At 65.4% G+C, this 23,643-nt stretch carries 10 protein-coding genes; 5 read left to right on the forward strand and 5 right to left on the reverse strand.

The genetic code is table 11. From position 1 onward, the window contains the following. Nucleotides 1-49 precede the first annotated feature (49 nt). On the reverse strand, nucleotides 50-1,672 hold the full coding sequence (locus tag F8N82_RS16365; RefSeq protein ID WP_038999512.1) for a twin-arginine translocation signal domain-containing protein: 1,623 nt from the start codon (nucleotides 1,670-1,672) through the stop codon (nucleotides 50-52). A gap of 145 nt (nucleotides 1,673-1,817) precedes the next feature. Here F8N82_RS16365 and F8N82_RS16370 point away from each other — a divergent pair, with 145 nt between their 5' ends. After that, the gene (locus F8N82_RS16370; protein WP_038996246.1) at nucleotides 1,818-2,789 is read left to right on the forward strand and encodes a siderophore-interacting protein; all 972 of its coding nucleotides are present in this window, start codon (nucleotides 1,818-1,820) and stop codon (nucleotides 2,787-2,789) included. Between the two features lie 122 nt (nucleotides 2,790-2,911). Here the strand turns inward: F8N82_RS16370 and F8N82_RS16375 are convergent, their stop codons facing one another. From F8N82_RS16375 to F8N82_RS16385, 3 genes are all read right to left on the reverse strand, one after another. Beyond that, nucleotides 2,912-4,324 carry an aspartate aminotransferase family protein gene (locus F8N82_RS16375; RefSeq protein WP_038996247.1) on the reverse strand — a complete coding sequence of 471 codons (1,413 nt, stop codon included), beginning with the start codon at nucleotides 4,322-4,324 and terminating at the stop codon, nucleotides 2,912-2,914. Nucleotides 4,325-4,484: 160 nt separating this feature from the next. Beyond that, nucleotides 4,485-5,810, reverse strand: a complete 1,326-nt coding sequence (locus tag F8N82_RS16380) for an ATP-binding protein (protein ID WP_038996248.1) — start codon at nucleotides 5,808-5,810, stop codon at nucleotides 4,485-4,487. Continuing rightward, a complete protein-coding gene (locus F8N82_RS16385) occupies nucleotides 5,807-6,490 on the reverse strand; it encodes a response regulator (RefSeq protein WP_038996249.1) in 684 nt (227 codons plus the stop codon). The genes F8N82_RS16380 and F8N82_RS16385 overlap by 4 nt, the downstream gene beginning before the upstream one ends. A 175-nt stretch (nucleotides 6,491-6,665) precedes the next feature. On the opposite strand from F8N82_RS16385, the gene dsbD reads away from it, so the two are divergent. From dsbD to F8N82_RS16405, 4 genes are all read left to right on the forward strand, one after another. Beyond that, nucleotides 6,666-8,369 (forward strand): protein-disulfide reductase DsbD, encoded by a 1,704-nt coding sequence (gene dsbD, locus F8N82_RS16390; protein WP_038996251.1) that lies wholly within the window; start codon nucleotides 6,666-6,668, stop codon nucleotides 8,367-8,369. Next, nucleotides 8,369-9,226 (forward strand): TlpA family protein disulfide reductase, encoded by an 858-nt coding sequence (locus F8N82_RS16395; protein WP_038996253.1) that lies wholly within the window; start codon nucleotides 8,369-8,371, stop codon nucleotides 9,224-9,226. Before dsbD ends, F8N82_RS16395 begins: the two co-directional genes overlap by 1 nt. Beyond that, nucleotides 9,211-9,975, forward strand: coding sequence for a thiol:disulfide interchange protein DsbG (gene dsbG, locus F8N82_RS16400; protein ID WP_038996254.1), 765 nt, complete (start codon nucleotides 9,211-9,213; stop codon nucleotides 9,973-9,975). The genes F8N82_RS16395 and dsbG overlap by 16 nt, the downstream gene beginning before the upstream one ends. A gap of 76 nt (nucleotides 9,976-10,051) precedes the next feature. Then, nucleotides 10,052-10,531, forward strand: coding sequence for a YkgB family protein (locus F8N82_RS16405; protein ID WP_038996255.1), 480 nt, complete (start codon nucleotides 10,052-10,054; stop codon nucleotides 10,529-10,531). Between the two features lie 4 nt (nucleotides 10,532-10,535). Here the strand turns inward: F8N82_RS16405 and F8N82_RS16410 are convergent, their stop codons facing one another. After that, nucleotides 10,536-23,498 carry a non-ribosomal peptide synthetase gene (locus F8N82_RS16410; protein ID WP_150776781.1) on the reverse strand — a complete coding sequence of 4,321 codons (12,963 nt, stop codon included), beginning with the start codon at nucleotides 23,496-23,498 and terminating at the stop codon, nucleotides 10,536-10,538. Between the last annotated feature and the right edge of the window lie 145 nt (nucleotides 23,499-23,643).

The following is a 23,643-nucleotide window of genomic DNA, read 5'->3' on the forward strand; positions in this document are numbered from 1 at the left end:
CCGGTCTTGCCGGCGATGGCCTGCAAAGCCGGCCCGACGCAACGAGCAGTCAGGAAACAATCCCGCGCAACGACAGATGCCGCGCATACCAGGGCCGCTGCGGCACCCGCCGCACCAGATCGCCAATCTTGTCGTCTGCACCAAAGGTGATGCGCAAGGCCAGCTTCATGGTCTCGACGTCCATTTCCACCGACTTGCCCGGGAACATCCCAGGCGTGGTGCTGCAGCCATGGGTCACCGGCCCCAACCACGGGTCGGCGACCTCGACCCAGCGCCCCGGGGCAAACCACTGCACGCCATTGACCTCAAGACGCCGCACCTGCCCTGGGCTGTAGCGCTCATGGGCGCGGTACCAGTCCTCGATGCGATCATCAATCCAACCGTGAAAGCCCCAGAACACCGGATTGACATGGGACGAGAACGGATCGCCGAGGAAATCATTCTCTGCCCCGTACCAGCGCCCGGCAAAATCGGCCGGATCACGGGCAAAAGGTACCGGCGCACCGTTGACCGGATCGCGCGGCACCGACGCCCAGCACATGTGTAGCCAATCGTGCAGGTTCATCTCCAGTTCCGAGCCGAAGGCGCCAAGCGTCAATTTCGACAGGTACAGCGGGTCCTGGTACTGCGATTCCCAGACCTGGAAGTTGCTGCAGAACGTCTCGCCAGCCTTGATCGCCGAGACCCACTTGCCATACGCCTCATCGCCTGGCGCCCGCCAGCCGGGCGGCACGCAATAGCCATCGTGGTTATCGTAGTAGCGGGCAAAGCCCTGGCGGTCCTGCTCGACACTGGGTTGCGGCAGAGGAAAATGCGTCCATGACGGCAGGTCCTGCATCGATCGGGCGGTGCCGAGCATATGCCGGTGCATGAACAAGAAGTCCACCCCCGAGCCGTTGCGATGCTTGCGCGGGCCACGGGCATCACGTTCCTTGTCTCGCGGGCCGGGCTGCCAGCCCAGGCCACGCAAGGCACCGTGTTTTTCTTCAGACAGCCGATGCCACTTGTCGCGGGTCGCATGCCAGAGCTGATGAAACAAACGGTGCTCGGCGCTGATCAACCAGGCCTGCAACGGTGGGGTATAGGGCAGCCGCTCACGGGCTTCGGGAAACAGGCGCTTGACGGCAACGAAGTGACTGTCGGCCAAGGGCAAGGCCATCGAGCGATCCAGCGGTTGCAAGCGGCCACTGAGGGTACCGCTGCCAGCGTTGCCAAAACTGCCCCAGACTTCATCCAGGCTGGCGCTGCATTCATAGCCCGGCCCACCCTGGGTGCTCATCAGCCGCCAGCGCACCGTGGCAGTGGACGCCCCGACCAGGTCGCCCAGCACCCGGTAAGCGGCCGGGGCATCGCTACGCAAAACCCTTTCGGTGTCGACAAAGCCCCGCAAGCCCCGACCTTTGGCGGCGACGTCCAGGTACATCTGCAAGCCTTCCACAGGCAGCCCGGCGAGCCCGCCATCGGCGCCGCTCAAGCGCAAGTCCCAGACGCCACGCAGTTGATCGGCCAGTTGTTGGCCAGCAGCATCAGCCAGTTCGACGCTGGCCTCGCCCGGGGTGACGATGTCGTCCTGTGGATCATGGGTCAATTGCTTGTGCGCGTAATAGGCGGCCGGCACGGTCGCGCCCGCCACTGCCAGGCCCGCTATGAATCCTCGTCGCGAAATCGTCATCATCCTACCCGTATCAGCCATGAAGCAGGCTTTATCCAAGCTAGGACGTATCCTGGGAGACGAAATTTAACCACCGCTACCCTGCGCTAATTCAAGGCGTGGTTATTTCGTTTTCAAGGTACCTCCCTTGTCAAAGGTACCGCCCATGTCCGCCTCCACTTCACTGACCAACGCCTTGGGCAACGGTCTGCGCAAGCTGGTCGGCAAACCTGCCAGAACCAGTGCCTACGGACTGTTCGATGTTCAGCTCAAAGCCATCATTGCCCTCAGCCCGTCCCTCAGCCGCTTCGTGTTCAGCGGTGAGGATGTCGCGCAGATGCGCACCCTGGCTGCCGATCAGCGCATCAAGATCTTCTTTCCATCCGCCGACGGCCAACCCCCGCAACTGCCCAAGCACGGCTCCTGGCAGGAAGCGCGTCGCGGCCTGAGCGCCGAGCAGAGCCCGCCGATGCGTACCTACACCATCCGCGACCTGCGCCGCGAGGCGCTGGAAGTGGATGTCGACTTCGTCCTGCACGGCGTCAACGGCCCGGCGTCGACCTGGGCGACCCAGGCGCGTATCGGCGACCGCCTGCAGATGGTTGCGCCGAACCTGGCCTTCGACGCCGATCCCGGGGGCTACGAATGGCGACCACCCAAGAACTTGCGCACGCTGTTGTTGATCGGTGACGAGACCGCCTTGCCGGCGATTGCCGGGATCCTCGAACACATGGCTGCAGGCTTGCCCGAGGTGCCGGTTCAGGCGTTCATCGAAGTCCCCTGCGAAGCCGATTGCCTCGACCTGACCTGCAGCGGCGCCACCGAACTGAACTGGCTGCCGCGCGAAGTGCTGCACTGCACCCATGGCGAAGCGATGATTCATGCCAGCCGCGAGCTGGCGCGCTTGCCTGCGACAGCAGCGGGCGCACGAGCGAATATCGCCCTGGAAGAGGTCGATATCGACCGGCAGATCCTCTGGGAGCTGGCCAAACCCGGCAACGGCGACTTCTACGCATGGATCGCCGGCGAGTCGGCAGCGGTGATGAACATTCGTCGCTACCTGATTACTGAACGCAGGCTGGACCGCAGTGCCCTGACCCTGATGGGCTACTGGCGCGCCGGTCGTACCTTCGACTGAAGCAGCAAACGGTCTTCACATTTGAGGATGCGAGTTTATCCGTTCGCTGTGGCGCGGCTGCAGCGAACGGATAATCCCGCAGCCCCAACACCCAACACCCAACACCCAAAGCCCGGGGCAGCTTACAAACTGCCAACCGCCGCACGCACAGCACGGGCAAAGCGCGCCGCCACCTCATCAACCTGCTCGGCAGTAATGATCAACGGCGGCAGAAAGCGCACCACTGCCCCCTGACGCCCACCCAGCTCAAGAATCAGGCCGCGCTTGAGGCATTCGCGCTGCACCAGCGGTGCCAGGCGCGCGCAGACTGCGGGATGCCCCTGAGTATCGACCTGCCCTTGCGGATCGACCAGCTCCACCCCCAGCATCAAGCCACGCCCGCGGATATCCCCCAACTGCGGGAATTCTTCCTGCAAGCGGCGCAAGTGGGCCGCCAGGCGCTCACCCATGGCCTGGGCATGCGCGCACAGGTCATGTTCCTTGAGGTAGTTGATCACCGCCGAGCCTGCGGCCATGGCCATCTGGTTGCCACGGAAGGTGCCGGCATGCGCCCCTGGTTGCCAGGTGTCCAGCCACTGACGATACACCACCACCGCCAGCGGCAGGCTGCCACCGATGGCCTTGGACAGCACCAGCACATCCGGGGTGATGCCCGCGTGCTCGAAGGCAAACATCTTGCCGGTACGGGCAAAGCCACTCTGGATCTCATCGACGATCAGCGCCACCCCGGCTTTTTCGGTGATGCGCCGCACACCACGCAGCCACTCGATATCCGCCGGAATCACCCCGCCCTCACCCTGGACCACCTCGACGATCACCGCCGCCGGCAGTTGCACACCGCTTTCCGGGTCGCTGAGCAGATTCTCCAGGTAGTGCAGATTGACCTTCACGCCCGCCTCGCCGCCCAGCCCGAAGGGGCAACGGTAGTCATAAGGGTACGGCAAAAACTGCACGCCATTGGCCAGCAGGGCCGCCAGCGGTTTCTTCGGCCCCAGGCTGCCCATCAGGCTCAGGGCGCCCTGAGACATGCCGTGGTAGCCGCCCTGGAACGACAGCACGGTGTTGCGCCCGGTGGCGGTGCGCACCAATTTCAGCGCAGCTTCAACTGCGTCAGTACCGGTAGGCCCGCAGAACTGGATCTTCGCTTCGCTGCGCAGTTGTTCCGGCAGCAGGCTGAACAGGTCCTGGACGAACTGATCCTTGACCGGCGTGGTCAGGTCCAGGGTGTGCAGCGGCAGTTCATCGGCCAGCACTTGCTGGATCGCTTCGATCACCACCGGATGGTTGTGGCCCAGCGCCAGGGTACCGGCACCGGCCAGGCAGTCGATGAACTGACGCCCTTCGACGTCCTCGACATAAATCCCACGGGCGCGTTTGAGCGCCAGGGGGATGCGCCGCGGGTAACTGCGGGCGTTGGATTCCTGCTGGCTCTGGCGTGCCAGCAACGGCGATTCGTCGAACGCATAAAGTGTTTCAGGCGCAAGGGAGTCCGAAGACACCGGGTGCGCCGGGGTAAGGCTGATAGCGACTGACATCTGGGGAAACCCTCGCAAGCAAGCGGATGTGCCCGTCACGCGCCTGTTACCAGATGTGTGCGGGTTGTTATCGCTTGAAAAACGCTTCAGCGCGCTGAGGATTTAGCCACTTGCCCGTTGTTGGCCGGGATTTTTTCATCGAGCGCATTGCGCCAACCCGTCAGGACGGGCTCACGCGCAATGGAATGTGCAGCAACACCCGCAAGCCGTCGCTGCGGCTGTCAAAGCGCAAGCTACCGGCACAACGCTGGACGATCGCCTGGACGATCGCCAGGCCCAAGCCGCAACCGCCACTCTGGCTGTGGCGCCAGAAGCGCTCGGTCAGGTGTTCGATGTCTTGCTCGGGAATGCCGGGGCCGTGATCGCGCACGAGGAACGCCACCCGGTCCTGCTCCATCTGCACCGCCAGCTCCACCGGTTCGCTACCGCGGGTATGACGCAAGGCGTTGTCGAGCAGGTTGCGCAGGGCCGTGACTGCCAACGGTGTCGGCATACCGAGGTAAACCTGGGCCGCTCCGGGTGACAATTGCAGATCGATACGCCGGGCGTTGTCGATGCCGGTGTCCTGAATCGCCTGGCGGGCGATCTGCTCGGCATTGCACTGCAGGCCGTCTTCAAACGACAGGCGGCCCTCCACCCGGGCCAGCAGCAACAGTTGTTCAAGGGTCCGGTGCAGGCGATCCGCGCCCTGTTCGGCATGTTCGAGGGCCTGCTCGCGCACCTCGCCGTCGGTCATTCGCGCCACCTGCAGGTGGGTCTTGATCGCGGTCAACGGGCTGCGCAGCTCATGGGCGGCATCATCGGTCAGCCGCCGCTCGCGCTCGATGGTCTGGCCGATACGCAGGAACAATTGGTTCTGGGTTTCCAGCAACGGTTGCAACTCACTGGGCAGGCCGCGTACCTGCAGCGGCTCAAGGGAGTCGGGGCTGCGCCGGCGCAAGGCATCGCGCATGCGGTTGAGCGGTGCCAGGCCCTTGCCGACCCCCATCCACAGTAAACCGAGACTACCGAGCAAGGCCATCAGCACTGGCGCCGAGGCCGCCAGCAAGATCGAGCGGTTCAGGGCTTCGCGCTCCTGGTGCCGGTCGGCGGTGGTAATGCGTACATCGCCGTGGGCATAGGTAAAACTGCGCCAGCGGGCGCCATCGATGGTCTGGTCGTGAAAACCGCTGCGCTGGTCGTCCAGGGGCTGATCGTTGTTATGGCTGCGAGCGAGGATTTCACCCCGCAGCGAGCTGACCTGGCAGGCCATGCCATCGACACTCAACTGATCAGCGCTCAGGCGCGTACCCTCGCCCTTGCTCGACAAAGGCTGCGGCAACTGGTCGACCAGGCCCGCGACCATGCGTGCCGAGGCTACCAGGCGCTGATCGAGGGAAAACATCATCTGCATGCGCAGGTCGCGCAGCATCCACGCCGCTGCCAGCACCCAGATGACGATAAAGGCGGTGCCCAGGATCAGGGTCAGGCGCAAACGCAGGGTCATGGTTGCGATTCCTCCGGCAATTGCGCCGGCCCCAGGCGGTAACCCAGGCCGCGCACGGTTTCGACGATACCGTTGCCCAGCTTGCGCCGCAGGTGATGGATATGCACGTTCAGTGCGTTGCTCTCGACCTCGTCACCGAAGCCGTACACGCTGTCCTTGAGCTGTTCGCTTGAGAGTACCCGGCCACGGTTGTGCAGCAGGGCCTGCAACAGCGCCTGCTCGCGCCGCGACAGGTCGACCGGGCGGCCACCGAGGCAGGTTTCGCGGCTGCTGGGGTCGTAGCTGAGCGGGCCGTGCTCGATGATGTTCACCGCCCGCCCAGCGGCGCGGCGCAGCAAGGTATGCAGGCGCGCGGCCAGTTCCCGCAGGTCGAACGGCTTGAGCAGGTAATCGTCGCCGCCGGCCAGCAGGCCCTCGACCCGGTCGGTGACCGCATCGCGGGCGGTGAGGATCAGCACCGGCAACGAATGGCCCTGCTGACGCAGGCGCTGCAGCAGCTTGAGGCCGTCTTCATCGGGCAGGCCCAGGTCGAGCACCATGACGTCGAACGCCGCGGCCTGGAGCATGGCCTGGGCCGCGCCAGCGCTGGCCACCCGGTCGACGGTCATGCCCTGGGCGCTCAGGCCGGCGCTGATGCCGCTGGCGATCAGGTCATCATCCTCGCAGAGCAGTACGTGCATGGTGGGGTCTCGGTCATGAAAGGCTTTATTCAAGCCCAGGCGGATTAACCCAGGATTATGCCGCGCCAGGCCGCAGCCGTCGTGGCCTTGGCGACAGCCGTCAGTCAACGGGTTAACTTTCGGTTAATCGGGCTGGGCCAAGCTGGGCCCTTCATCGCATTGCCAAGGCTTCGACATGCGCGTTTTTCTGTTTGCCCTGATGTTCCTGCTAAGCGGCCTGAGCCAGGCCAACCCGTTTGCCCAGAGCGATTTCCTGCCGGTCAACAAGGCCTTCGTGTTCAGCAGCGAACGCCTGGCGTCCGGGCAGATGCGTCTGCACTGGCAGATCACCGATGGCTACTACCTGTACCAGAAACGCCTGAAATTCGATGGCCTGGCGCCGGAGCAGCAACCGCAATTGCCCGCCGCCCTGCCCCACAGCGATGAATATTTTGGTGAAACCCAGGTGTACCGTGGCGAACTGGAACTGATCCTGCCCGCCAGCGCCAGCGGTGAACTGCGCATGGGCTGGCAGGGTTGCGCCGATGCCGGGCTGTGCTACCCGCCGCAAACCAGCCTGGTCAGCCTCGGCGGTACAACTGCCGCAACCCAGGCCAGTGATCAGGCCCTGGCCGGCGGCCTGCAGCAGTCCACGCTGGCCTGGAGCCTGCTGGCCTTCCTCGGCCTTGGCTTGCTGTTGGCCTTCACCCCGTGCTCGTTGCCGATGCTGCCGATTCTCGCCGGGCTGGTGCTGGGCAGCGGTGCCAGTGCCCGCCGTGGCTGGTTGCTGGCCAGCGTCTATGTGCTGAGCATGGCCCTGGTGTATGCCGCCCTGGGCGTGGTTGCCGCACTGCTGGGCGCAAGCTTTCAGGCCTGGCTGCAGCAACCCTGGCTGCTGGGCACCCTGGCCGGGCTGTTCGTGCTGCTGGCCCTGCCGATGTTCGGTGCCTTCGAACTGCAATTGCCGGTGTGGATTCGCGACCGCCTGGAGCGCGCTGGGCACGGCACCCGGGGCGGCAACCTGTATGGTGCGGCCTTGCTCGGGGCCTTGTCGGGCCTGCTGATGGGCCCGTGCATGACCGCACCGCTGGCCGGCGCCCTGCTGTACATCGCCCAGAGCGGCAATGCCGTACATGGCGCCCTGGTGCTGTTTACCCTGGGTATTGGCATGGGCTTGCCGCTGCTGTTGCTGGTCACCCTGGGCAACCGCTACCTGCCGCGCCCGGGCGCCTGGATGAACCGGGTCAAAGGGCTGTTCGGCTTCGTCTTCCTGGCCATGGCGTTGTATACCTTGCGCGCGGTGCTGGAGCCTTCGCTGTGGCTCGGCCTTGCCGGTGCCTGGCTGATCGCCCTGGCCTGGGCGGCGTGGCCAGCCTTGCAGGCTTTGCGAGCCCTGCGCGCGCTGTCACTGCTGCTGGGTTTCTGGGGCAGCCTGTTGATCGTCGGCGCTGCAGCCGGTGGCGATGACCCCTGGAAACCGCTGCAGCCGTTCACTGCCAGCAACGGCCCGGCAACCCTCGCCGAGCATCGCGATGCGTTCACCACCGTCAGCCAGCCGACCGATCTGCAGCGCGAGCTGGAGGCGGCCAAGGCCGACGGTCAGTGGGTGATGCTCGACTACTATGCTGACTGGTGCGTGTCATGCAAGGTCATGGAAAAACAGGTATTTGCCCGCGCCGACGTGCTGGCGGCGCTCGGCGGCGTACGCTTGCTGCGCCTGGATGTGACCGCCGATGCTGCGTCCAGCCGCGAGTTGCTACAGCGCTATCAGGTCCCCGGCCCGCCCAGCCTGATCTGGATCGGCCCGGAGGGCAACGAACGCCGGGGCCGGCGCGTCACCGGTGAAATCGATGCGGCGAACTTCCTCCAACACTGGGCCACTACCCGGAGCCAAGGATAATGCTGACTGTTGCGCTCGGGCCGCTGACCATGGCCCTGAACCACCTGCTGCTGATCTGCGCCCTGGCCCTGGCCAGCCTGGTCGGCTGGCGCGTCGCCAAGCGCGGCGGCGACAATCCGGAGTCGGTGCTGTTCAGCCTGTTCCTGCTCGGCCTGCTCAGTGCACGCCTGGGCTTCGTCCTGCAGTACTGGTCGATGTACCGCGAAGACCTGCTGCAGGTCATCGACCTGCGCGACGGCGGTTTCCTCCTGTGGCCAGGCCTGCTCGCGGTTGCCATCGGGGCCCTGTGGCTGGGTTACCGCCGGCCGGCCCTGCGTCGGCCGCTGGGCTGGGGGCTGTTCAGTGGCGGCCTGTTCTGGCTGCTCGGCAGCCTGGCCAGCCATCTTTATGACCAGGGCACCCAACTGCCGGAAATGAGCCTGCGCAAAGCCAACGGCCAGGCCGTCGAACTCACCGATTATCGCGGCAAGCCGCTGGTGATCAACCTCTGGGCCACCTGGTGCCCGCCTTGCCGGCGCGAGATGCCGGTGTTGCAACAGGCACAAAGCGACTACCCGGACATCACCTTCCTGTTCGTCAACCAGGGCGAAGCACCACAGACCGTGGTCACCTTCCTCGCCACCACCGGCCTGAACCTCTCCCACGTGCTGTTCGACAGCGGCGGCCAGCTGGCGCGGAAGGTCGGCTCCATGGCCTTGCCCACTACCCTGTTCTACAACGCCGAGGGGCGCCTGGTCGGCAGCCACCTCGGCGAGCTGTCGCGGGCCAGCCTCAGCCATGCCCTGCAATCTTTCGAGCGCGCACCCGCGCCTGCCGTCCCATCCCCCACAAGGAACGTCGCATGCGATCTCTGTTGAAACTGCCCCTCACCCTGGCCCTGGGCCTGATGACCAGCCAACTGGTACAGGCTCAAGACCTGCCCAAGGCTATCCAGCAACTGGAAGCCAAAGGCGCGAAAATCAAAGGCAGCTTCGACGCGCCCGATGGCCTGCGTGGCTATGCTGCCGAGTACCAGAACCGCGGTCTGGCGCTGTACCTGACCGCCGATGGCAAGCACGTGCTGGTAGGCAGCCTGTTCGACGAGCAGGGCAAGGACCTGAGCCAGGCGCCGCTGGAAAAACTGGTGTATGCACCCATGGCCAAAGAGGTCTGGGCGAAGATGGAAAAAACCGCCTGGATCGCCGACGGCAAGGCCGACGCACCGCGCACCGTCTACCTGTTCAGCGACCCCAACTGCCCGTACTGCAACATATTCTGGCAACAGGCGCGACCGTGGGTCGAGTCGGGCAAGGTGCAATTGCGGCACATCATGGTTGGCATCATCCGTGAAGACAGCCCGGGTAAGTCGGCCGCACTGCTGGCCAGCAAAGACCCGGTCAAAGCCCTGGCGCAGCATGAGAAAGCCGGCAAGGCCAGCACCCTCAAGGCCCTGGACAAGATTCCCGAAGGCGTACAAGCCAAGCTCGATGCCAACCTCGCGGTCATGGAAGAACTCGGCCTGTCAGCGACGCCGGCCATCTTCTACCTGGACGACCAGCAGCAGTTGCAAACCCAGCAGGGCGCACCGCGACCGGAGCTGCTCGGCAAGATTCTCGGCAAGCGTTGAGTAAGCAACTGATGTAACAACAGGGCGGTCACGGCGTCTTGAGGATACCTGCCTCATCCAACCACAGGACCTCGCCATGACTCGCCCCGCCTACCTCGATCGATTCATCCGCTCCTCCCTGGACACCCAGTTGCTGCGCTGGAGCCTGATCCTGATTTTCTTCGGCTTTGGCTATACCAAATGGTTCGACTATGAAGCCCAGGCCCTGATTCCGCTGATCGACAACAGCCCGCTGCTGTCCTGGCTGCACCTGGCCTTCGGTATCCACGGCGCCAGCTATGCGCTGGGCGTAGCGGAATGGGCGATTGGCGCGGCGCTGCTGGCCGGTATCTGGCAACCACGGCTGGCGGTGATCGGCGCACTGGGCTCGGTGCTCACCTACGCCACCACCCTGACCCTGATCATTACCACCCCGGGCGGCTGGGAGAACAGCGCCGGGGGCTTTCCGGCCATGGGTGGGGCGACGTCCTTTCTGATCAAGGACGCCGTGCTGCTGGCCGCCTCAGTCGCCTTGCTCAAGCACGATCTGCTGCGCACCAGCCCCGCCCCGGGCTGAAGCCCTACAGCGCTTCCAGTTCAGCCATCAGGTCACTGAGCCGGTCGACCTTGTCGTCGCTCAGCTCACTGGCCTTCAGGCCTTCGACATAGGTCGCCAGCTCCTCGACCGTGCTGCACTCGAACATTGCCCGCAACGGCACATTCAGTTGCAGCACCTTTTGCACCCGTGAAGCGATCTGGGTGGCCAACAACGAATGCCCGCCCAACTCGAAGAAGTTGTCGCGCACCCCGACCCGTTCGGCCTTGAGCACCTCGGCCCAGATGCCGGCCAGGGTGGTTTCCAGTTCGCTGCGCGGTGCCAGGTAGGCCTGGCTGTGCTGGGCGCCGATGTCGATGGCCGGCAAGGCCTTGCGGTCGAGCTTGCCGTTGGCATTGAGCGGCAGTTGCTTGAGCCAGGCCCAGTGCAGCGGCACCATGTACTCCGGCAACTCGGCGCGCAGGCGCTGTTTGACCTGCTCCAGCAGCAGGGTGGTATCGGCGCCAGGGTTGCTGGCCACCAGATAGCCGACCAGATGCTTGCCATTGATCCCTTCCTGCACCCCGACCGCGGCATCGCGAATCTCGCCCTGCTCGTGCAGACGCGCCTCGATCTCGCCCAGCTCGATCCGGTAACCGCGGATCTTCACTTGATGGTCGATACGCCCGACGTATTCGAGGACCCCGTCGGGCCCCCGGCGCGCCAGGTCACCGGTGCGATACAGACGCTCGCCCGGCGCACCGAACGGATGCGGGATGAAGGCTTGTGCAGTGCGCAGCGGGTCGCCGACATAGCCACGGCCCACGCCGGTACCGGCGACGCACAGTTCACCGACGGCGCCCAGCGGCACCAGCTGCAGATCGTCGCCAATCAGGTACAGGCGGTTGTTGTCGGTCGGCGTGCCGATCGGCAGGTAGCTGCCACGGGTCGAGGCGGCATCGACGCGGAAGAACGCCACGTCATCCGAGCACTCGGCCGGGCCATAGGCATTGACCAGGCCGATCTGCGGATAGCGCTGCAGCCACTGCGACGCCAGTTCCGGCGGCATCGCCTCACCGGTCGGCAGCATCCAGCGCAAGCCATCGAGCGCTTGCTGCTCGTTGGCCAGCATGCCCTGGATCAGCGACGGCACACTCTCCAATACGGTGATACCACTCGCCTGCACGTGTTCCAGCAGGCCCTGCGGGTCGTGGGCGATGGCGTTCGGCACAATGGCCACCTGGGCACCGAACAGCGGCGCGGCGAGGAACTGCCAGACCGAGATATCGAAGCTTTGTGAAGCGCTCTGGGCAATCACGTCCTGCTCGTCCAGCTGCAGGTACGGTACCTTGCTCAACTGGTTGTTGAGCATGCCGCGCTGCTCGACCATCACCCCTTTGGGCAGCCCGGTGGAGCCTGAGGTGTAGATCACATAGGCGAGGTTGTCCGGCCCGCTGTAGATACCCGGGTTGGCGTGCGGCCCGGCGGCGGCCTGAACCTGCTCCCAGACCAGCAGTTTTGGCCGCCCGGCACAACTCAGCTCGTCGAGCAAGGCACGGCCCTGCTCGGCGCAGGCTTCAGTGCACACCAGCACCGGGGTCCGGCTGAGCTCGACAATCCGTTGCAGGCGTGCACGTGGCAGGCCGGGGTCCAATGGCAGGTAACCGGCACCGGCCTTGAAGCTGCCGACGATCATGCCGAGCAATGGCAAGTCACGTTCGCCCAGCAAGGCCACCGGCTGGTCGACTGCCACACCGACGGCGACCAGCGCGTGGCCCAGGCGGTTGGCCTGGTGGTTGAGTTCGGCGTAGCTAAGTGTTTGCGCCAGGCAGCGCGCGGCAATCCGCTGCGGGTGTGCCGCTACCCGCGCTTCGAACAGTTCGGCGTAGCTTTGCTCCAGGCTGTAGGCCTGCTCGCTGCGGTTGCAGTCGTCGAGCAAAAAGTGCCGCTCGGCATCACCAAGCAACGGCAGCTCGCTGACATCGCCCTGGAAGCCCTCGGCCAGGGCCAGCAGCAAACGCTTGAACTCGGCCAGCAAGCGCTCGACCGTGGCGGTATCGAAGTAACGCTGGTCGAACGACAGGTGCAGGCCCAGGTCGTCGCCCGGATAGCAGACGGCAGTCAACGGGAAGTTGGTGTGGGTACGCCCGGAATCGGAGCTGGCGTTGAGGCTCTGCGCGCGGTCGAGCACGGCGACTTCCACCGGCGCGTTCTCGAACACAAACAGGCTGTCGAACAGCGGCTGGCCCTTGGGCAATTCGCTGCATTCCTGGATGCTCACCAGCGGCAGGTATTCGTACTCGCGCAGTTCCATGTTGCGTTCCAGCAGGCCTTGCAACCACTGGCGCACGCTGCAGCGCTCGCCCAATGCAGGCAGTTTCACTCGCAGGGCGATACTGTTGATGAACAGCCCGACCGTGCGCTGCATCTGCGGCATGCTCACCGGACGACCGGCCACGGTGACGCCAAAGACCACGTCGCGCTCGCCGCTGTAGCGGCTCAGCACCAGGGCCCAGGCCGCTTGCGCGAAGGTGTTGATGGTCAGCTGATGGGCCTGGGCCAGCTCGCGCAGGCGGGCGCCATCGGCGGCATCGAGGCGGGTGTAGCAATCGCCGACGAGCATGCCGGCATGCTCCACCGCATGGTCACGCAGCAATGGCCGGTCGCTGGGCACCGCGGTGCTGCGCTCGAAGCCTTCGAGGTTGCTGCGCCACCACTGGCGCGCCTCGTCCAGGTCCTGATGCTGCAGCCAGCTGATGTAGTCGCGATAGCGTGGCGGCAGCGGCAATTGCGCCTGACGACTCTCGCCCATGGCCAGGTAGATCTCAAAGAAGTCATTCATCAGCAGCGAACGGCACCAGGCATCGATGAGGATGTGGTGGTTGCTCATCATGAACCAGTAGCGCTCCTCGCCCACCCGCACCAGGCGCAGGTGGAACGGCGCCTGCTGGAGCAAGTCGAAACCGGCTTCGCGCTCCTGCTTGTGCAGCGCTTGCAGGCGCGCTTCCTGTTCAGCTTCAGGGATATCCGACCAGTCCTGATAGTCGACCGGCGTTGCCCCCGGCTTGTGAATGATCTGCAGCATGGCCTCGCCGGCGTTCCAGCAGAACGAGGCGCGCAAGGCTTCGTGACGGCCGACCACCGCCTGCCAGGCCTGAGCGAAACGTTGCGGGTCGAGGGCGCTGTTGATCCGGTAGCGGTCCTGCATGTAGTAGATGCCGGTGCCCGGTTCCAGCAGGGTGTGCAGCAGCAACCCCTCTTGCATCGGCGTCAGCGGGTAGACGTCCTCGATCTGGGCAGCGGCGACCGGCAAGGCATCGATCTGCTCCTGGCTCAGTTGCGCCAGCGGGAAGTCCGAAGGCGTGAAGCTGCCAGTGCCCGGGGTCAGGCAATGCTCGATCAGGGCAATCAGTTCGAGCCGGTAGGCCTCGACCAGGGCTTCGATGGTCTGCTGGTCATAGCGCTCACGACTGAAGGTCCAGCGCAATTGCAGCTCACCGCCGTACACCTGGCCATCGACGCTCAGCCAGTTGGGCAGCGGCGCCTGCAGGTCGTGGGCGAGCCCGGCGCTTTCATCCACTGGCTGGTACAGCGCATCGGCCTGGAACTGCTGGTCGAACTGGCCCAGGTAATTGAAGGTAATGCGCGCCTGCGCCAACGCGGCCATGGCTTCGCGCACCGGCGCATCGGCCAGGTAGCGCAGCACACCGTAGCCCAGGCCCTTGTGCGGCACCGTGCGCAGTTGCTCCTTGATGGCCTTGATCGAAGCACCCTGCCCTTCGGCCGCCTCGACGTTCAGCGGGCTCAGGCTCAGCGGGTAGGCACTGGTGAACCAGCCAACGCTGCGAGTCAGGTCCATGTCTTCGAACAGGCTCTCGCGACCGTGGCCTTCCAGTTGCACCAGCACCGTACTGTCGCCGCTCCAGCGGCACAGCACGCGCGCCAGGGCGGTCAGCAGCAGGTCGTTGACCTGGGTGTGATAGGCGCCGGGCGCTTCCTGCAACAATTGCCGGGTGCGGGTCGCGTCCAGCCGCACGCTGAGGGTCTGCGCCTGCTGGTGCAGGTTGGCCCCTTGCGGGTGATCGCAGGGCAGTTCGCGGCTGGCTGTGCTCAACTGCGCCTGCCACCAGTTCTGTTCGTCACGCAATGAGTCGCTGCCGGCATAGGCCAACAGGCGCGCCGCCCAGTCGCTCATGGCGCGGGTCTTGGCCGCCAGCGCCTGGCCGCGATACAACGCTTGCAGATCTTCCAGCAACACGCGCCAGGACACGCCGTCGACTACCAGGTGATGGATGGCCAGTAACAGGCGTTGGCGCCCTTCGCCGTCTTCGACCAGCAACGCGCGCAGCAGCGGCCCCTGGGTCAGGTCGAGGCTGCGCTGCACATCGCTGTACAGCGCCTGGCAGTCGCCCAGGTCGGCTACCGAGGCCTGCCAGAGCAACTCGCGATGGTCGGCCTGGGCGTATTCGCCTTGCCATTGACCGCCTGCCTGGGTGAAGCGCAAGCGCAAGGCATCATGATGCTGCAACAACTGCTGTAACGCCTGCTCCAGGGGCTTGCCGTGCAAGCGTTCGACCGGCGTCAGCAATACCGCCTGGTTCCAGTGCTGGGGCTGCGCGACGTCGCTGTCGAAGAACCAGTGCTGGATCGGCGTCAACGCCGCGCGGCCGCTCAGCGGGCCCTGGTCGACCTGGGTGGTTTCGCTGCGGCTGACCACTGTTGCCAAGGTCTGGATGGTCTGGTGCTGGAACAGGTCGCGCGGGGTGAAATGCAACCCGGCCTGACGCCCACGGCTGACCACCTGGATTGACAGAATCGAGTCGCCGCCCAGTTCGAAGAAGTTGTCCTGCAAGCCGACCTGCTGCACGTTCAGCACTTCACGCCAGATCGTCGCCAATTGTTGTTCAAGCTCGCTGCGCGGCGCTTCATAGCGCTGGCGGCCCTGCTCCAGGTCCGGCGCCGGCAAGGCGCGACGGTCAAGCTTGCCATTGCCCATCAGCGGCATCTGTTCAAGCACTACCAGATGAGTCGGCACCATGTAGTCCGGCAAGTGCAGGCGCAGTTGCGCCTTCAATGCCTCACGCAGCGCGGCCTGCTCGGCGCCATCGGCCCGGGCCTGATCGCACACCAGGTAAGCGGCCAGCTGTTTGCCTCCGGGCATGTCCAAAGCCAGTACCACGGCCTCGCGCACCGCCGGATGGTCGAGCAGGCGGGTTTCGATCTCGCCCAGCTCGATACGGAACCCGCGGATCTTCACCTGGTGGTCGATGCGCCCGACATACTCGACCAAACCGTCGGCACGCTGGCGTACCAGGTCACCGGTACGGTACAGGCGCCCGCCGTTGCCGCTGAACGGATCGGCAACAAAGCGCTCGGCACTCAAGCCCGGGCGCTGGTGGTAACCCTGGGCCAGGCCGGCGCCCCCCACATACAGCTCGCCGATGCCGCCTTGCGGCAACAGGGCCAGGTCGGCATCGAGGATGTATGCGCTGCGGGCACCGACCACGCTGCCGATCGGCACGCTGGCGGCACCGCCTTCAAGTTGCGCGGGAGCCAGGCAGGCCAGGGGCATGACCACGGTTTCGGTCGGGCCATAGGCGTTGAAGAACTGCTGCGGGGCGAAGGCCTGGCGAATGCGCTGCAGGTGCTCGCCGGTCAGTGCCTCGCCGCCGGTGATCACCAGGCGCACCGGCAGGTTTTCGTCGCGGCTGGCCAGCCATTGGGCCAGCTGGCTGCCGTAGCTTGGCGTAAAGCCGAGGATCGACACTTGCTGCTCGCGGATCAATGTGCAGATTTCTTCCGCGCCCCACTGCCCCTGCCCACGCAGGACCACACGCGCACCGCAAAGCAACGGCACCAGCAGGCGCTCGGTGGCCGCGTCGAAGTTGATCGAATAGAAGTGCAGCTCGCAGTCCTCGCTGCGCATGCCAAAGCGCTCGATCACTGCCTGGCAATGCATGGCGATTTCGCCATGGCTAACCACCACGCCCTTGGGCTTGCCAGTGGAACCAGAGGTGTAGATCAGGTAGGCCTGATGGCCCGGCAAGGTCAGCGATGGCAAGGCTTCGCGACTGTAAGCGGCAAGGCCGCCGCGGTCGTCTTCCAGGCACCAGCGGGCGACCTTGGCCGGCAACTCGCCAAGCGCTTCGAACAACCCACGCTGGCCCAGCAGCAGCTCGATACCGCTGTCCTCGATCATGTAGTGCAGGCGCTCCAGCGGGTATTCCGGGTCCAGTGGCACATAGGCGCCGCCGGCCTTGAGGATCGCCAGCAGGCCAACCACCAGCTCCAGCGAGCGCTCCACGGCCAGGCCGACGCGCACCTGCGGGCCGACGCCGCGCTCACGCAGTACGCGGGCCAACTGGTTGGCGCGGGCGTCGAGCTCGGCATAGCTCAGGTGCTGACCGGCGAAGGTCAGGGCCAGGGCATGGGGCTGACGCACCGCCTGTTCACTGAACAGTTGGTGAATGTTCTGCTCCAGCGCCAGGGTGGTGTCGCCCTTGAGCGAATCACACAAAGCCTGTTGCTCGGCAGCCGCCAGCAACGGCAACTCGCCCAGGCGTTGCTCGGGATCACCCAGCAATGCCACCAGCAGGTTCTGCCAGTGGGCAGCCATTTGTGCGATGCGCGGCTCGTCGTACAGGTCGCGGCTGTAGGTCAGGCAGCAGCCCAGGCGGCGATCGAGGTCGGTGACTTCCAGGTTGAGGTCGAACTTGGTCGCGCGGGCGTCGTTGACCAGGTATTCGACCTGCATCCCGGCCAGCTCACGGCTTTGCTGGAACTCCCAGCGCTGGACGTTGCACATCACCTGGAACAGCGGGTTATAGGCGCTGCTGCGTGGCGGCTGCAGGGCCTCGACCAGTTGATCGAAAGGCAGGTCCTGATGGGACTGGCCGTCGATCACGGTCTGGCGTACCTGCTCGATCAACTCGCCGACACGCATCTGCCCGTCGAGCTGGCAACGCAGCACTTGGGTGTTGAGGAAGGCGCCGATCAAGCCTTCGCTTTCCGGGCGAATGCGGTTGGCCACCGGTGCACCGATGCGCAGGTCGGTCTGGCCGCTGTAGCGGTAGAGCAGCGCCGCCAGGGTGGCGGTCATGGTCATGAACAGGGTCAGGCCGCGCTCGGCATTGAAGGCACGTACCCGCGCTGCCAGCTCCGGGCTCAGGTCGAAACGGTAGAGCTCGCCACGGTGGCTCTGCACCGCCGGACGCGGACGGTCGGCAGGCAGTTCGAGCACCGGATGCTCAGCGCCCAGCTTGGCTTGCCAGTAATCCAGCTGGCGCTGACGCTCGCCGCTTTCCAGCCACTGGCGCTGCCACACGCTGTAGTCCAGGTACTGCACCGGCAAGGGTTGCAGCGGCGATTCGCGCTCATCGACAAAGGCCTCGTAAAGCTCGCCCAGCTCGCGGGCGAAGATGTCCATGGCCCAACCTTCGGTAACGATGTGGTGCAGAGTCAGAACGAAGTAATGTTCACGCTCCCCCGCCTTGACCAGGCAGGCGCGCAGCAACGGCCCGCGCTCAAGGTCAAACGGCTGGTGCGCCTGCTCATCGGCAAATGCCTGCAAGCATTGCTCGCGGTCCTGCGCGCCAGCGCTGGAGATATCCAGCCAGCTCATCTGCAGGTTGCTGTCCTCGGCCACGCACTGATACGGCACGCCGTCGATGCTCGGGAAGGTCGTGCGCAGGGTTTCATGGCGCACGATCAGCGCCTGCAATGCCTGCTCGAAGCGGCTGACATCCAGCACCCCGCTCAGGCGCGCCATGCCGCCGACGTTATAGGCCGGGCTGTCCGGCTCCATCTGCCAGAGGAACCACATCCGCTGCTGGGAGTAGGACAACGGCACTGCCTGACGGCGGTCGATGCGCTGGATCTCACCTTGCAGGTTGTGGGCGCCGCGGTGCTGGATCGCCTCGACGGCAGCGGCAAAGGCACCCAGTTCACTGGCCTCGAACAGGGTGCGCAGCGGCAATTCGACGTTGCAGGCCTGACGGGTGCGGGAAATGATCTGAGTAGCCAGCAACGAGTGACCGCCGAGGGCAAAGAAGTCGTCCTGCAAGCCGACCCGCGGGATGCCCAGCACCTCGCGCCAGATCGCCGCGACCTGTTGCTGCAGAGCCGTGCCCGGCTCGATGTGTTCACGCGATTGCCACTGCGGCTCGGGCAGCGCCTTGCGCTCGATCTTGCCGCTCGGGCCCAGTGGCATTTGCATCAGGTGAACCAGCTGCGCCGGCACCATGTAAGCGGGTAATTGCTCTGCCAGTGCCACCCGCAATTGCGCGCTCGCTTGGACACCGCTGTAGTAACCGACCAGTTGCGGGCCGGCGGCGGTGTCGCGAATCATCACCAGCGCCTGTTCGACGCCGGGCTGCGCCAGCAGGCAGGCCTCGACCTCTTCCGGCTCGACGCGCAAGCCGCGCAGCTTGACCTGCTGATCGAGCCGGCCCAGGTACTCCAGCGCCCCCAGGTCAGCCAGCCAGCGCGCCCGGTCGCCACTGCGATACAGGCGCTGGCCGTCGCCATCGGGCTGCGGCACGAAACGTTCGGCGGTAAGCCCCGCCCGCCCCAGGTAACCCCGGGCCAGACCGGCCCCGCCCAGGTACAGCTCACCCGGCACGCCGGGCGGTGTCAGTTGCAGTTCGTCATCGAGCACCCGGCAGACGACATTGGCCAGTGGCCGGCCGATCGGCGAGCGCGTACCGTCGGCATCGCTGCACTGCCAGTGGGTGACGTTGATGGCGGTTTCGGTCGGGCCATAGCGGTTATGCAGGGCCACCTGCGGCAATACCTGCAGCACCCGCTCACGCAGGTTCGCCGACAGCGCTTCGCCACCGGAGAACAACCGGCGCAGGCTGCTGCACTGCACGGCCAATGGTTCCTGGACAAACACCTGGAGCAAGGCCGGAACGAAATGCAGGGTAGTCACGCCATGCGCGCGGACCAGTTCGGCAATGCGCTGCGGGTCGCGATGCTCGCCGGGGCCGGCCAGCACCAGCTGACAACCGTTGACCAGTGGCCAGAAGCATTCCCACACCGACACGTCGAAGCTGATCGGCGCCTTCTGCATCAGCACGTCGCTGGCATTGAGTTGATAGCTGTCCTGCATCCACTGCAGGCGCTCGGCCAGTGCCGCATGGGTATTGCCGACACCTTTGGGCTGCCCGGTGGAGCCGGAGGTGTAGATCACATAGGCGAGGTTGTCGCCGTGCAGGTGCAGGCCCGGTGGCTGGCTTGGCCAGCTGTCGAGCTTGAGGCGGTCCATGGCAATGGCACTGACCTGCGCCGGCAGGTTCAAGCGTTCAAGCACATCGCTGTGGCTGAGCAGCAGGCTGGCACCGCTGTCGGCGAGCATGTACGCCAGGCGCTCGGGCGGATAGTCGACGTCCAGCGGCACATAGGCACCACCGGCCTTGAGAATGGCCAGCAACCCGATCAGCAGTTGCGGCGAACGTTCGGCGGCGATGGCCACGCATACATCCGGGCCGACGCCCTTGTCGCGCAGGTAATGGGCCAGGCGGTTGGCTTGCTGGTGCAAACTGGCGTAATCAAGGCTGCCGCCCTGCCACACCAACGCCGTGTTTGCCGGCGTCTGGCGAGCTTGTTCGTTGAGCTGTTCGACCACCCACTGCTGTGCCGGGGCCGCCGGCGCCTGGCCCCAGGCAAGGAGTTGCCCGCAGCCATCGGCGTCAAGCAGTTGCACAGCGCCGATGGCGATCTGCGGTTGCGCGCAGACCTGCTCCAGCAAGCCAACCAGCTGGGCGCTGATGCGCGCGATGGTCGGCGCCTCGAACAACTCCACGGCATAGTCGAACGAAAGGGTCAGGCGGCCCTGATGATCTTCTTCACTGTGCAGTTGCAGGTCGAACTTGGCTTCACGGCTGTGCCATGGCAGCTCGTCGGCCAGCAGCCCGGGAAGGCGACGCAAGGCGCTGAGGTCGCGCTGCTGATGGTTGAACATGACCTGGAACAGGCCTTGCTCGCGGGCTTGCGGGAAGGCTTCGAGCAGTTGCTCGAACGGCAGGTCCTGATGGGCCTGAGCCTCCAGGGTGCGCTCGCGCACCTGGGCCAGCAACTGGTCGAACGCCAGGCGTCCGTCAAGCTCGGCACGCAGGACCTGGGTGTTGATGAAAAAGCCTACCAAACCCTGGGTTTCCAGGCGCGGGCGGTTGGCGTTGGGCACCCCGACACGGATGTCGGTCTGCCCGCTGTAGCGGTGCAGCAGGCTCTGCAAACCCGCCAGCAAGACCATGAACAATGTCGCCTCATGGGCCCGGGCCATGCTGCGCAAGGCTTCGGCCAAGGTCGGCTGCAGGCGCACGCTCAGGCGCGCGGCGGCGTTGCCCTGGCGGTTTGCCCGCGGGTGGTCGGTGGCAAAGTCCAGCACGCTGTGCTGCTCGCCAAGGCGGGTCTTCCAGTACGCCAATTGCCGGGCGCTTTCACCCTGGGCCAGCCATTGGCGCTGCCAACTGCCGTAATCAGCGTAGTCCAGGCTCAACGCCGGCAACTGGGCCTGCTGGCCCTGGCAGTGGGCGGCGTACAGGCGCGAGAACTCGTCGATGAGAATGTTCATCGACCAGCCGTCGGCGATGATGTGATGCAAGGTCACCCACAGCTGGTGGTCTTCGCTGTCCAGGCGCGCCAGGGTCACGCGCAGCAGCGGGCCCTGCTGCAGGTCGAAGGGCTGCATGGCTTCGGCTTCTCGCAGCGCCTGCACGTCTTGGCCACTGGCTGCGGACAGGTCCAGGTGCTGCAAGCTAAACGCCAGGCTCGGCAGGATGCGTTGCAGCGCCTGGCCATCCTCCTCGGCGAACACCGTGCGCAAGGATTCGTGGCGCTCGACCAGGGTCTGGAAGCTGGCCTGCAATGCCGCGTGGTCCAGCTCGCCGCGCAGGCGCAGGGCGCCGGGAATGTTGTACGCCGCGCTGTGCGGTTCCAGTTGCCAGGTCAGCCACAGGCGGTTTTGCGCCAGCGATTGCGGCAGGGCCTGCGTGCGGCCGAGGCGGCTGATGGCCCCCCGGGCGACACTGCCATCGCGCTGCAACGCCGCCACTGCTGCGCTGAAACCAGCCAGGGTCGGGGCTTCGAACAGCACCCGCACACCCAGCTCAAGGCCCAGCTCATCACCCAGTCGCGCGCAGAGCTGGGTGGCGGCGATGGAGTTGCCGCCGAGCAGGAAGAAATGATCGTCAGCGTCAATCAGCTCAAGGCCCAGCAGCTCGCGCCACAGGCGCGCAACCCGGGCCTGCATGACGGTCTGCGCCGCGCCTTGATCAACCACGGCCACGGCTTGCTGATCAGGGAAACGTGCATAGCAATCGAGGCTGCCGTCGTCCATGCGCAAGCGGCAGGCCGAGCGTTGCAGCTTGCCGCTGGAGGTCTTGGGCAAGGCGCCCGGGTTGAGCAACAGCACCACCGCCGGCGCTTGCTGGCAGGCATCAGCGATCACCTGGCGCAGGGTCTTGATCAGGTTTGCAGGCGTGATGGCCTTCTGCACGTTGCGGCTGATCTCGACGGCGACACCGATGCCCTCCTCGCCGTGGTCATCGACGGCGAACACTGCTACCCGGCCTTTGCGCAGGGCCTCGACTTCACGCTCCAGGGTTTTTTCCAGATCCTGCGGGTAGAGGTTGTGCCCGCGCACGATCAGCAAGTCCTTGAGGCGGCCGGTGACAAACAACTCGCCATCGCGCAAAAAGCCCAGGTCGCCGGTGCGCAGCCAGGTGCGCCCACTCTGTTCGACAAAGGTGCGGGCAGACGCTTCAGGGTTGCGCCAGTAGCCTTTGGCAATGCTCGGGCCGCTGGCCCAGATCTCGCCGACCCGGTTATCGGCCAGCAGCGTCAGGCTCTGCGGCTCGACAATCTGTACGGCATGGCCGGGCTGGCTGCGTCCGCAGCTCATCTGCACCGTGCCCTCACCCGCTTCTGCGCTGTTGCGCGCCAGTGCCTGGCGGTCGAGCGCCAACGCGCCAATCCCCTGGCCACGGCGGCTGCCGCTGACAAACAGGGTGGCTTCGGCCAGGCCGTAGCTGGCAAAGAAGCTCTCCGGCACAAAGCCGCAGGCCGCGAATTTATCGGCAAAAGCCTGCAGGCTGTCCTGGCGGATCGGCTCGGAACCGGAATAAGCCACCCGCCATTTGCTCAGGTCCAGGCTGGCCATCGCCGCGCTGCTGACCCGTTCGCTGCACAACCGATAGGCGAAGTCCGGCCCACCGCTGATGGTGCCGCCGTGATCACTGATCGCCTGCAGCCAGCGTTGCGGCCGGGCCAAAAAGTACGCCGGCGCCATCAGCACGCAGGGTACGCCGCTGAAAATCGGTTGCAGCAGCCCGCCGATCAGGCCCATGTCGTGGTACAGCGGCAACCAGCTGACGATTACATCATCGGGGTTTACATCGATGCCGAAACCATGGCGGATCAACACTTCGTTGGCCACCAGGTTGCCATGGCTGACCTGCACGCCCTTGGGCAAGGCCGTGGAGCCGGAGGTGTACTGCAAGAAGGCGATGTCGTCGGCCTGCAGGGTCGGCGCCTGCCAGCTGTCAACCTGGGCCGCCGTCAGGGTATCGACCGCCAGCAGCTGTGGCGCGCCTGGCTCGGCCAGCACTTCGAGGGCCTGCAGACTGTCGTGCAGGGTGCTGATGGTCAGTAGCAGGCGCGGCTCGGCATCGTCGATGATCGACAACAAGCGCTCCTGATGGTGACGTCGCGACGATTGCGGTGGATAGGCCGGTACCGCGATCACCCCGGCATACAGGCAACCGAAGAACGCTGCGACGTAGTCCGGCCCACTGGGAAACAACAGGATCGCCCGATCCCCCACGTTGCAGCGTGCCTGCAAGGCGACGGCAATGGTCCGCGCCCGCTGGTCAAGGTCGCGATAGGAAAGCACGGCCTCATCGTGCGGATCTTCGGCCAAAAAGCGCAAGGCGACCCGCTCGGGGCTGAGCACTGCGCGTTGAGCCAGTGCCTGGACCAGCGTAACCGGGAGTTCGAAGGCGTCCGTCATGGGGTTCCTGCCAGAGTCTGTACGTGAAATCAGGTCTCGGTTGGCGTGCCGGGCGGGCTTGCAGGCGGCGAAGTGCGCCCTGCCAGAGCCGAGGATGTACACAGAGGAACGGATGGCCGGAGCAAATAATTAAGCCGCACGAACG

The organism is Pseudomonas fluorescens (assembly GCF_902497775.2).
Classification (GTDB): Bacteria; Pseudomonadota; Gammaproteobacteria; order Pseudomonadales; family Pseudomonadaceae; genus Aquipseudomonas; species Aquipseudomonas putida_F.

Coding starts and splice junctions, on each gene's coding strand:
- F8N82_RS16380 (WP_038996248.1), bottom strand. CDS start 5,810: ATGACCCTGCGTTTGCGCCTGACCCTGATCCTGGGCACCGCCTTTATC.
- F8N82_RS16410 (WP_150776781.1), bottom strand. CDS start 23,498: ATGACGGACGCCTTCGAACTCCCGGTTACGCTGGTCCAGGCACTGGCT.
- F8N82_RS16395 (WP_038996253.1), top strand. CDS start 8,369: ATGCTGACTGTTGCGCTCGGGCCGCTGACCATGGCCCTGAACCACCTG.
- F8N82_RS16370 (WP_038996246.1), top strand. CDS start 1,818: ATGTCCGCCTCCACTTCACTGACCAACGCCTTGGGCAACGGTCTGCGC.
- dsbD (WP_038996251.1), top strand. CDS start 6,666: ATGCGCGTTTTTCTGTTTGCCCTGATGTTCCTGCTAAGCGGCCTGAGC.
- F8N82_RS16405 (WP_038996255.1), top strand. CDS start 10,052: ATGACTCGCCCCGCCTACCTCGATCGATTCATCCGCTCCTCCCTGGAC.
- F8N82_RS16365 (WP_038999512.1), bottom strand. CDS start 1,672: ATGACGATTTCGCGACGAGGATTCATAGCGGGCCTGGCAGTGGCGGGC.
- F8N82_RS16385 (WP_038996249.1), bottom strand. CDS start 6,490: ATGCACGTACTGCTCTGCGAGGATGATGACCTGATCGCCAGCGGCATC.
- F8N82_RS16375 (WP_038996247.1), bottom strand. CDS start 4,324: ATGTCAGTCGCTATCAGCCTTACCCCGGCGCACCCGGTGTCTTCGGAC.
- dsbG (WP_038996254.1), top strand. CDS start 9,211: ATGCGATCTCTGTTGAAACTGCCCCTCACCCTGGCCCTGGGCCTGATG.